Genomic DNA, 9,971 nt, shown 5'->3' with positions numbered 1-9,971 from the left:
CTCAAGCACTCATCAAAAGAGGAAAGCCCTTCAAAGCGGCTATGATTGCTCTGGCGCGAAAGATACTCATCACAGCCAATGCACTGCTCAGAGACAATGTTCCATTCAATGCATAAACACAGTTGCCGCATCGGGTGTGGGATGACGGTGGGTGGGTAAGGCTGCTATCAACAGCGTTTCAGGTTCGTTTGCGAAACCTCTTGCAATTGGGGGGCTCAATACTCAGTATGCGCACCTATGGTTCCTGGGGAGCGAAAGGCCTCGGGATTAAAAGGGAACACGGTGAAGTGTAGCCAACAGGCGCTAATTCCGTGACTGCCCCCGCAACTGTAAGCGGAGAGCGAGGCCAAGCATGCCACTGGAGAGATCCGGGAAGGCTGGCTGAGCACAGACCCGCGAGTCAGGAGACCTGCCATTATGTTTCACTTCAACCCGGGCGGGGCGTCCCGGAAGGAGGCCATAATGGTTGAATTGGCGAAAGCCTGTCACATATCCGGTTTCTGTTTGCCCCTGCCTTTGCGCGGAGGGCGTTATGAGATCTTCTTCCACTCTTTCTCTTAGTTTGTTTTGGGCCGTTTGGGCGGGCCAGCGGTTTTCTGTCTGCGATTGCGCTTGACTTTTTTGATCAGAACTCGACAATTGATGTAACGTTATAACGTTACAGTATTATCAATGCGGATATGGTACTGGTTGGATTGGCTGAATGCGTGACCCTGTTTCTAAATTTTTCAATGGCTTAGGTTGGCAGAGCTGTTTGCTTTGGCGCAGCGCCCTACGGAAAGGTGCATGCTCATGAGCGCGACTTCTGTTTCGGTCCGCGATATTTCGTGGGCACCTGATCGTAGGAGTGCGCTTGTTTTAAAGCCGCTAAGCTTTGAGCTGGCTGCGGGCCAGACGCTTGGTGTGGTGGGCGCGAACGGGGCTGGCAAATCTACGCTGCTGCGGTTGCTCTATCGGTTCAACAAGCCTATGACCGGGCAAGTTTGCGTTGGGGGTGATGACATCTGGTCCCTCTCCGCCAAGAGCACGGCACGGCGGGTGGCGGCGGTGTTGCAAGAGCAGCCGACGGATTTTGCGCTGAGGGTGCGTGAGATTGTGGAGCTGGGACGCACGCCGTATCGCAGTGGGTTAGCAGCTTCCGGAGAGCGGGACCGGCAGGTGGTGGACCGTGCGATCCGCGCTTTGCAGCTGGATGCGTTGGCCGGACGGTTGTTTGGCACGCTTTCTGGCGGAGAGCGGCAGCGGGTTATGGTGGCGCGGGCGTTGGCGCAGGAGCCAGAGCTGCTCATTTTGGATGAGCCGACCAACCATCTCGACATTCGCCATCAGCTGGAAATCCTCAAGCTTATTGAGGAGCTGGATCTAACGATCATCACCAGTTTGCATGACCTGAACATGGCGGCGCAGGTGTGTGACCAGATTCTGCTGCTCGATCACGGGCAGATGCTTGGTTTTGGGGCGCCGGAGCAGATCCTCTCTCCCGCATTGGTTTCTCAGGCCTTTCAGGTGCGCACGACACGCGATCAGCTGATGGACCGACAACAATCTCTTTTAACTTTCGATCTTCACTCATAAGGACACTTTTCATGAAAAAGCTTGGTTTAGCGCTGGCTGTGGCGCTGCTTTCTTCCTCTGCTGCGCTGGCAGAGGTTTCCGTACAAAGCTGCAACCGCACCGTCACATTTGATGGTGTTCCGCAACGGGCCATTTCCAACGATTCCAATCTCACCGAGATGATGCTGGCGTTGGAATTGCAGGACAACATGGCGGGTTACACTGGCATCTCTGGCTGGAAAACGCTGGATGAAGAATTGACTGATCAGGTGGCTGTATTGCCGGAGCTTGCTCCCAAATACCCAAGCAAAGAAGTGCTGATTGGGGCTGATGCGGACTTCTTTTTTGCCGGATGGAATTACGGCATGAAGGTTGGCGGCCCGGTTACGCCGGAAACTCTGGCACCGTTTGGGATCAAGGTTTATGAGCTGACCGAGAGCTGTATCCATATTGGCGAGAAGCCAAAGGTTTCCATGGATGACATGTACAATGACCTTTTGAACCTTGGCCGCATCTTTGATGTTGAAGAGCGGGCGGAAGCGTTGGTGCAGGCTTATCGTGAAGACCTTGCGCAGTTCAAAGCTGGCCTGAAGGCCGCTGACACACCTCTGCGTGTGTTTGTTTATGACGGAGGCGAAGATTCTCCGTTCACTGCTGGTCGTTATGGGATGCCAACCGCGCTGATTGAGGCTGCTGGCGGTACCAACGTGACGGATACATTGGATAAGAGCTGGGTGCGCGTGAACTGGGAGGCTGTGGTTGAGACCAACCCGGAAGTGATCGTGATTATCAACTACGGCGAAGTGACTGCTGCACAGAAGCGTGAGTTCATGCTCAACAACCCCGCCTTTGCGGATATGGATGCGGTGAAGAATGACCGGTTCGTGACGCTGGAATATGCTGAAGCAACTCCGGGCCCGCGGAACATCAAGGCGATCAAGAAACTCGCAACCGCATTCTGGGGTAACTAACAATGAGCGAAGGAACCGGCGTTGTTGTAGCCCCCAAAGAGGGCTCTTATCATCATTTGCTGCAGATTTGCTGCGTGGGATTGGCTGCGCTGGTTCTTTCTGTCTGCCTTGCGGTCTCCGTTGGGGCGGTTTCCATTTCCATGGAGACTGTATGGGGTGTTCTTGCCAACAAACTGGTGCCGGGGACGATTGAGCCGAGCTGGTCGCTGGGGCGGGAGAGCATTCTCTGGGAGATCCGCCTGCCTCGTGCTCTGCTGGCGATCATGGTGGGGGCCGGGCTTTCCATCGTGGGAGCTTGCCTTCAATCCGTCACCCGCAACCCGCTGGCGGACCCGCACCTAATCGGCATTTCAGCTGGTGGTGCTTTTGGGGCCGTGTTGGCCCTGCTGCATACGGGCCTGTTTTTGGGGATGCTCACCGTGCCTTTGCTGGCGTTTCTGGGTGCTCTTGGGGCAACACTGCTGGTGATTGGCGTGGCGAAGTTTACAAGCGCGACCAGTGCCGACCGTCTGGTGCTGACGGGTGTAGCTGTGAGTTTTGTGCTGATGGCAGGCGCCAATATCCTCATCTTTTTGGCAGACCCACGGGCGACGCATACTGTGGTTTACTGGATGCTGGGCGGATTGGGGCTGGCGCAATGGGCACATCTCGCCTACCCGTTGGTGGTGCTTGCTTTGTGCGGGCTCTGGCTGTGGTTTCGCGCAGGGCATTTCAACGCGATGACAATTGGCGATGAGACGGCGACAACACTTGGCATATCCGTTGGTGCATTCCGGCTGGAAACCTTTGTGATTGGTGCTCTGATTACAGGTGTTATGGTGGCGTTCTCGGGTATGATCGGGTTTGTGGGGCTTATGGTGCCTCATATTGTGCGATTGTTCGTGGGCGGTGATTATCGGCGCCTGATCCCTGTTTCAGCGCTGTTTGGGGCAATCTTCCTGCTGCTTGCAGATGTTATCGCGCGAACACTGATGAAACCAGAAGACATGCCGATTGGCATCATTACCGGGCTTATTGGTGGGGTCTTCTTTATCTGGTTATTGAGAGAAAAGCGGTAGGTCTGCCGTTTTTCAAGCACTCCGGCATCTCGTAGTTGCTGTGATATGAGCTTGAGCTTGCCGTCATCACGACACAGTTTTTTCGCGTTAGACTCATACAAGGCCCATCTGGCAGCATGGCAGAAACACGGATTTTGAAAGGTATTTACCTTTATTCCGGTTGGTTTCGGCTGCTTTTAATTATGGTTTTGTCGCATATTCCTAGGCGTTGATCAGAGGTCTTGTTCGGGAACATGTGTTTGATGCGGAGTACGTGAATGACATCTCGGTTGTATAGCGATTTTGCCGAGCAGTATGATGAGGCCATTCAGGAGAACATCTACAACGCTCTTTTAGAGCGCCCCACACTGCTTGGCATGCTGCCGCCGCTGCAAGGGCTGAAGGTGCTGGATCTTGGGTGCGGCCCCGGCGTGTATGCGCAGTTTCTCTATGATCACGGAGCTGATGTAACCTGCATTGATGAATCCGAGCAGATGCTGAAGCTGGTGAAAGAGAAGCTGGACGACAACGTAAAGTGCTACACCTCTGACCTGTCTAATGGGTTGCCGGAGAAACTGGAAGGCACGTTTGATATCGTGATCTGTCCGTTGATGATCCATTACGTCGAAGACCTGAACAAGCTTTTCAGAGACATCGGAAACGTGTTGAAGCCGGGTGGTTACTTCGTGTTCTCAACCCATCATCCGCTGGTGGATGCGCAGTGTTCTCCAAGCGGTAGTTATCTGCGTCAGGAACATGTGACGGAGGAATGGAACACCATTGGTATGCCGGTGAAGGTGAGTTTTTATCGCCGCCCACTCTCCATGCTGTTTGGGTGGCTCTCAGCTGCCGGAATGTGTGTTGTGGACCTGCGCGAAGGGATGCCAGCTGCCGAGATGAAGGAAAAATCTCCGATCCATTATGAGAAGCTGCAGAAGAACCCAAGTTTCATCTTCTTCAAATGCCAGAGCCACTGCAGCAAGTAGGCCGCCCTCCTGACCCGCTTCAGACTCACTGGTTGCTTACAGTTTTGTGAGTCTCAAGGTTTCTGCGGTTTATCTCCCGCAGAGTCAGTTGTGCTGTATGCAATCGGGTGGATTCATGAGTCATTTCAAGAGGATATTGACTCTGCGAAACTCACAAGCGTGTTAGTTGCCTCTGAGTCAATTCTCAATGTCAGTGAATGTGGAATAAATGCTTCTGAAACGATCGTAGCGAGCCTTGTTGGCTCCCATATCGCTGTAGCCAACGCGGGATTGGGAGCGGTAGTGCACGACGCCCGCTTCTTCATCGATCCAGAGTTCCACATCGTCATTGTAACCCATGCTTGAGCTTGTGAAGACGGCGTGGAGGTATGATCCTTCCACCTTGCTGATCTTGTTCTTGCCCATCTCCTGCAAGGTGTTGGTGAGAGCTGCCTGTGTGATCTCAAAGGAGGAGAGCATGGGCAAAGGCTCCACACGACGGGTCGCATCTTCTGTTTGAGAGGAGACAGCATTGGGAGAGTTGGGCAGTGATGCAAACTGACCGTCATGCACACCTACATAATCTGGCAGTTTAGAATTTTGCCAGATAAGCTTTACAGTGACGCCAACCACAAGCGCTACCAGAAGAATTGCAATAACAGCCATTTTAGAAAGACCTTTAAACATCATCGTTTCCGGAAATCCCACCTGCACAAAGCATAGCTCACTCAGGGGTTGCGGGTGAAATGAAATTCTAGTGTTTAGAGTGCGACACAATCTGTTGGCGATGCGGTAGGTGGTTGATGCTGAAAGAAGTTCATGCTCAGCTCTGTATATCCAGTATTTCCGCCGTTTTATTGCTTCTGTTAGCCAGCCTCAACATAAGCAGGTTCTGCCGGATTTACTCTTACCATGCGGCAGAAAATACCTAACCCCTCATTCATTCCATAGTTTTTGGAGCAAACTACGGATCTTTAGGAGTACTCCATCTGGCACGTGCTTTGCTTCCTATTATGTGCGCCACATATTGGCTCGTAACCCGACGAAGCTGCTTTGAATTCATTGAAGTTCCTTATTGTTGAACTGAGTTCTTCAATTGAAGTTCTGGACAGCGGCTGACTGGGTTCGTGAATTAAGTGATTGAATTTGTTGAATTCTATTAATCAGCTTTGAGGAACTATTTGATGTCGATTGATAATTTAGGCCATAACCCTCCACCAAGTATCGATACTTACACTCGGTTCTCCCAGTCCTCTGAAAACATCTTTGATGCTTCGGTTTCTGAAATCGCAGCAAAGCAACGTTCTATTAGCAGCGCATCCGCCGAAAAGGCACGAGTTGCCGGTCCAAACTTTCGAGGCAATGTTTCCTATGAGAATTTTTTGGAGCTAAACGGGCTGAGTCAGAGTTTAGGCGAAGGAGGACTGGAGGGTATTGCACAAAGGAGTAAAGAGGCTGAGCTGGAATTTCAGGGTGGGCTGGAGGATCTGTACGCTGAGCTGGAGATGCGCAAGGCGGAGGTAGAAAGAGCATACCAGAAAGGCATGGAAAAACTCCGCGAAGGCATGGAAAAAACTTATAATACGTTAAGAGAGAGTATTGCTGAAGAAAAGAGAGAAAAGGCTCGTTGGGAAAAAGAACTCGCAACAGCCCAAGGCGGTTATAAGGACTTTGTACAACGTGCTGTGAACCGTCATAAAGATTCCATAGCCTCCACCGAGGCAGATCTAAAGAAGTATCAATTACATGACGCTAAATTACTTCAATCAATGTAGATAGTGCATGTTGCTTGAACGATGATATCGACAGTGCGCGGTGTTTTCTTTGCCTGTTGTGGTGGAGCAGGAACTTAATGAAATGACCACGCTCGAGTGCTTACAGATCAACATAAGAGACGCCGATCGCAGCGACATACCTGCGCTGCTACCGATGATTAGAGCTCTTGCCCAGTATCATGGCGATGATGCAGCCGTCAGCACTCAATCGCTCGCCAGAGACGCGTTTGAAGATCCTCCATGGATTTACATTGTAGTTGCAGAGCTTGAAGAGCGGATCATTGGTTACGCCGCCTTATGTCCACTTATGCAACTGCAGACAAGCACTCGCGGGATCGACATGCATCACCTCTTCATTGAGGAGGAACATCGTGGTCGAGGTGTTGGTAAACAGCTGATAGATGGCGCTATATCTAAAGCACGTGACCTTAATTGCAGCTACATGATGGTGGGAGCATCGCAACGGAACACTGCCGCGCAGGCTGTCTACCTCTCTTACGGCTTTAAGAAGCGACCACAGTCTGGAGCCAAGTTTCGTTTCCATATTTAAGGTAGCAGTGTTCATCACTCACACAACGAGTTGAACGTATAATTAAGGCTTTGGTCCCTCAAAACGGCTATATTGGTGCCATAAAACTTGACGATTTTGCAATTTCGCTCTTAATTGCCCTTTTAATAGCAAAATTTCTGCTTAAATCTCTCAGGTCGGGAGAAAAGCAATAAAAAGGATGCCTTTGCAGATGAATTCAGAACGCTCTACGCAGACAACTGAGCGCCAAGACGTTTCGCCACTTTTGAAACTGGCCCTTGAGCTCGGTCCATTGGGCGTTTTCTTCATCGCCAACTCCAGAGGCGCACAGCTTGCCGAGATGTTTCCTGCACTGGGTGCTCTTGGTCAGCCGATCTTTATTGCGACCGCTGCCTTTATGGTGGCAATCTCCATCTCCCTCACCGTGTCTTACATCCTCACCCGTCATTTGCCAGTGATGCCGATGGTGTCTGGTGTTGTGGTGCTCGTGTTTGGCGCACTGACGCTGTATTTGCAGGATGATCTGTTCATCAAACTCAAGCCTACCATCGTGAACACCTTGTTCGGCTCCATTTTGCTGGGCGGGCTGTTCTTCGGTAAATCTCTACTGGGCTATGTGTTTGACAGCGCCTTCAAGTTGGATGCTGAAGGCTGGCGCAAGCTGACTATGCGCTGGGGCGTGTTCTTCTTTGTACTGGCGCTGATCAATGAGTTTGTCTGGCGCAATTTCTCAACGGACTTCTGGGTGGACTTCAAAGTTTTCGGTTTCATGCCGATCACCATGGTCTTCACCATGATGCAGCTGCCCCTGATCCAGAAGCACAGCCTTGAGAGCGAAGAGAAGAGCTAAAGCTCCCCCTCTTTCCTACATGCAGACAAAATTAAAGCGCGGTTTGAGCCGCGCTTTTGTGTTTCTATAGCTTTTTCTGGATTAGCGCGGTGCGCGCTTTGCCAGGATGCGTTGGAGCGTTCTGCGGTGCATGTTCAGGCGACGGGCTGTCTCTGAAACGTTGCGGTCACACAGTTCGTAAACGCGCTGGATATGCTCCCAACGAACCCGATCAGCAGACATTGGATTGTCTGGTGGTGGGGCTTTATCGTTTGGACGGCGGGTCAGCGCTGCCAGAATATCATCGGCATCAGCTGGTTTTGCGAGATAGTCAATGGCACCAAGCTTTACGGCAGTTACAGCGGTTGCGATGTTGCCATAGCCGGTCAGGATGATTGCGCGCGCGTCCGGCTTTTTCATGCGGATGGCTTCAACCACGTCCAGACCGCTGCCATCTTCGAGGCGCATGTCTACGACAGCATAATCAGGTGCCTGTGCTGCAACTTTACTCAGCGCTTCTCTCACGCCATCAGCGGTTTCCGTGTGAAACCCTCGTTTCTGCATCGCACGTTCCAAGCGCTGCTGGAAAGCACGATCATCATCGACGATTAGAAGGCGTCCAAGAGGTGCAACTTCTGGTTCTGTCATTTTGCAGGTCCGATTAATCTACGGTATTCACAGGACACTTTAGTATATTTTTCAGTTAAGGGAAGTTCCCATGGGCTTTTATAGCCAGATTTCGCTAAAGTATTTTTACTAGGATACGTAGAGATTTACTCTCAGGTTTCTGGAGTTTGCGCTCCCTGATCCATAGTTTCACGTAGCCAGCGAATATGAACCAAAGCACCACGGTCGGGATCTTTTCGATTATGAAAATTCACTCTTCCGCCAGAACGCTCCAGCAATGTTTTGGCAATGAAGAAGCCAAGGCCCAGGCCACCACCTGACTGGTGTTCAACTTCTCCATCGAATTCTTCCGCGCCATCCTCTGGGATTGCAGGTGCAGAGCGCTTGGACACATAGGGCTCGCCCATTCTGGCAAGCACGTCCGGCGCAAAGCCTGGTCCATCATCCAGGATGAAAATCTCGACGTGCTTTTCATCCCACTTCGCCTCGAAAAGAACGGTGGTTTCTGCGAAGTCTACGGCATTTTCGAGCAAGTTGCCGAGGCCATAGCTGATGGCAGCATCACGGACGCCGACTGGCTCTGGTCCGACCCCTTCTGCCTTGATCTTGATTTCGATGCCAAGGCCACGGTGCGGCTCTGAGACATCTGCCAGCAGTAGCGAGATTGGCATGCGCTGGAACACCTGATCGGCGTCACTGGACAGGCTTGTGAGCTTCTTCAGGATTTCACGGCAGCGTGCGGCTTGAGAATAAACCAGCTCAGCATCTTCACGCAGCGGGTTGCCCTCTTCGAACTCAGTGGAGAGCTCTTTGGCTGTGAGATAGATCGTGCCCAGCGGCGTGCCGAGTTCGTGTGCAGCAGCCGTTGCAAGGCCGTCCAGCGCGGACAGGTGCTTCTGATGCGCCAAGACCATGTCACTAGCTGCCAATGCGTTGGAGAGCTGGCGAGCTTCCTCAGCAACCCGCAGAGAGTATGTGGCCATGAAGAACATGGAGCACATGAGCGAGAACCAGACGCCGACAAGGTAGAGCGGTGGCAGATCGATCTGCGTACCATCATACCACGGCAGCGGCATGTGAAACGCGGTGAGCAGCGTGACAACTGCTCCGGCCAGCGCGCCGAGAATGATGGTGTTGCGGGAGGAGAGCGCAGTTGCAGAGACGACAACAGGCGCAAGAATGAGGAAACAGAACGGATTGCCCAGACCACCGGTGAGGTAGAACAGGCCGCCGAGCTGAATGATATCATAGGCCAGCTGAGCTGCTGCTGCATTTTTGGAGATGCGCGTGCTTGATGGCCAACGGATTTTCAGGATGACATTGAGCCAGGCGGATGCAGCCACCAGAACGTAGCTGTAACCAATGGGCAGTGGGAAGTTGAGCAGATAGTGCACCACAAGCAGAGAGACAGTTTGTCCTGCTACTGCCAACCAGCGCAGACGCACAAGCGTATCCAGCTTGATCTGCGGGTCTAACAGTCGCGACTGCCCTTCCGGTGTGCTTAACATTTAATCTTGCTCCAATATGTCACAGAGGCCCTTCATAAATCACAGGTGATCCACTTGCCAATGGGTTATGTGGCAGAACTATCTTGTTTTGCCGCTGAAATGTTAGCATAGCCTTGTATCCGCCTCTGGGGCATGCTAGCCACCATCTAGTTGCGCAGGTACGGCAAACAAACACT

Annotated in this window: 10 protein-coding genes and 1 riboswitch; of the genes, 7 read left to right on the top strand and 3 right to left on the bottom strand. The window is 52.1% G+C overall.

Annotation, left to right across the window (positions count from 1 at the left end; genetic code table 11):
* The first annotated feature begins 221 nt into the window (after nt 1-221).
* Nucleotides 222-432, top strand: a riboswitch (cobalamin riboswitch).
* A gap of 360 nt (nt 433-792) precedes the next feature.
* The 4 genes from PsAD26_RS02655 to PsAD26_RS02640 all read left to right on the top strand — a co-directional run bounded on the left by PsAD26_RS02655 (nt 793) and on the right by PsAD26_RS02640 (nt 4,548).
* On the top strand, nt 793-1,575 hold the full coding sequence (locus PsAD26_RS02655; protein ID WP_063309175.1) for an ABC transporter ATP-binding protein: 783 nt from the start codon (nt 793-795) through the stop codon (nt 1,573-1,575).
* Between the two features lie 11 nt (nt 1,576-1,586).
* Complete coding sequence (locus PsAD26_RS02650; RefSeq protein ID WP_063309151.1) at nt 1,587-2,525, top strand: ABC transporter substrate-binding protein; 939 nt, start codon at nt 1,587-1,589, stop codon at nt 2,523-2,525.
* 2 nt (nt 2,526-2,527) lie between these two features.
* On the top strand, nt 2,528-3,583 hold the full coding sequence (locus tag PsAD26_RS02645; RefSeq protein ID WP_063309150.1) for an iron ABC transporter permease: 1,056 nt from the start codon (nt 2,528-2,530) through the stop codon (nt 3,581-3,583).
* 257 nt (nt 3,584-3,840) lie between these two features.
* Nucleotides 3,841-4,548 (top strand): class I SAM-dependent methyltransferase, encoded by a 708-nt coding sequence (locus tag PsAD26_RS02640; RefSeq protein ID WP_057463012.1) that lies wholly within the window; start codon nt 3,841-3,843, stop codon nt 4,546-4,548.
* Between the two features lie 177 nt (nt 4,549-4,725).
* Here the strand turns inward: PsAD26_RS02640 and PsAD26_RS02635 are convergent, their stop codons facing one another.
* A complete protein-coding gene (locus tag PsAD26_RS02635) occupies nt 4,726-5,214 on the bottom strand; it encodes a DUF1499 domain-containing protein (RefSeq protein WP_208985467.1) in 489 nt (162 codons plus the stop codon).
* 497 nt (nt 5,215-5,711) lie between these two features.
* On the opposite strand from PsAD26_RS02635, the gene PsAD26_RS02630 reads away from it, so the two are divergent.
* The 3 genes from PsAD26_RS02630 (at nt 5,712) to PsAD26_RS02620 (ending at nt 7,681) form a co-directional block, all read left to right on the top strand.
* A complete protein-coding gene (locus PsAD26_RS02630; protein WP_063309149.1) occupies nt 5,712-6,302 on the top strand; it encodes a hypothetical protein in 591 nt (196 codons plus the stop codon).
* 82 nt (nt 6,303-6,384) lie between these two features.
* Complete coding sequence (locus PsAD26_RS02625; protein WP_063309148.1) at nt 6,385-6,852, top strand: GNAT family N-acetyltransferase; 468 nt, start codon at nt 6,385-6,387, stop codon at nt 6,850-6,852.
* A gap of 190 nt (nt 6,853-7,042) precedes the next feature.
* Entirely contained in the window at nt 7,043-7,681 is a 639-nt protein-coding gene (locus tag PsAD26_RS02620; RefSeq protein WP_063309173.1) for a septation protein A, read from the top strand.
* Between the two features lie 81 nt (nt 7,682-7,762).
* On the opposite strand, the gene PsAD26_RS02615 is transcribed toward PsAD26_RS02620, so the two are convergent.
* Nucleotides 7,763-8,308 carry an ActR/PrrA/RegA family redox response regulator transcription factor gene (locus PsAD26_RS02615; RefSeq protein WP_057463014.1) on the bottom strand — a complete coding sequence of 182 codons (546 nt, stop codon included), beginning with the start codon at nt 8,306-8,308 and terminating at the stop codon, nt 7,763-7,765.
* Between the two features lie 131 nt (nt 8,309-8,439).
* Nucleotides 8,440-9,795, bottom strand: a complete 1,356-nt coding sequence (locus tag PsAD26_RS02610) for an ActS/PrrB/RegB family redox-sensitive histidine kinase (RefSeq protein ID WP_063309147.1) — start codon at nt 9,793-9,795, stop codon at nt 8,440-8,442.
* Nucleotides 9,796-9,971: the final 176 nt, after the last annotated feature.

Origin of the sequence: Pseudovibrio sp. Ad26, assembly GCF_001623285.1 — a bacterium.
Classification (GTDB): domain Bacteria; phylum Pseudomonadota; class Alphaproteobacteria; order Rhizobiales; family Stappiaceae; genus Pseudovibrio; species Pseudovibrio ascidiaceicola.
Note: the sequence above shows the minus strand (reverse complement) of the source record. Positions and strands in the feature narration are given on the sequence as shown.

Bases quoted from the DNA above. Each gene is read 5' to 3' on its own strand.
- PsAD26_RS02655 (WP_063309175.1), top strand. From the start codon at position 793: ATGAGCGCGACTTCTGTTTCGGTCCGCGATATTTCGTGGGCACCTGAT.
- PsAD26_RS02650 (WP_063309151.1), top strand. From the start codon at position 1,587: ATGAAAAAGCTTGGTTTAGCGCTGGCTGTGGCGCTGCTTTCTTCCTCT.
- PsAD26_RS02645 (WP_063309150.1), top strand. From the start codon at position 2,528: ATGAGCGAAGGAACCGGCGTTGTTGTAGCCCCCAAAGAGGGCTCTTAT.
- PsAD26_RS02640 (WP_057463012.1), top strand. From the start codon at position 3,841: ATGACATCTCGGTTGTATAGCGATTTTGCCGAGCAGTATGATGAGGCC.
- PsAD26_RS02635 (WP_208985467.1), bottom strand. From the start codon at position 5,214: ATGTTTAAAGGTCTTTCTAAAATGGCTGTTATTGCAATTCTTCTGGTA.
- PsAD26_RS02630 (WP_063309149.1), top strand. From the start codon at position 5,712: ATGTCGATTGATAATTTAGGCCATAACCCTCCACCAAGTATCGATACT.
- PsAD26_RS02625 (WP_063309148.1), top strand. From the start codon at position 6,385: ATGACCACGCTCGAGTGCTTACAGATCAACATAAGAGACGCCGATCGC.
- PsAD26_RS02620 (WP_063309173.1), top strand. From the start codon at position 7,043: ATGAATTCAGAACGCTCTACGCAGACAACTGAGCGCCAAGACGTTTCG.
- PsAD26_RS02615 (WP_057463014.1), bottom strand. From the start codon at position 8,308: ATGACAGAACCAGAAGTTGCACCTCTTGGACGCCTTCTAATCGTCGAT.
- PsAD26_RS02610 (WP_063309147.1), bottom strand. From the start codon at position 9,795: ATGTTAAGCACACCGGAAGGGCAGTCGCGACTGTTAGACCCGCAGATC.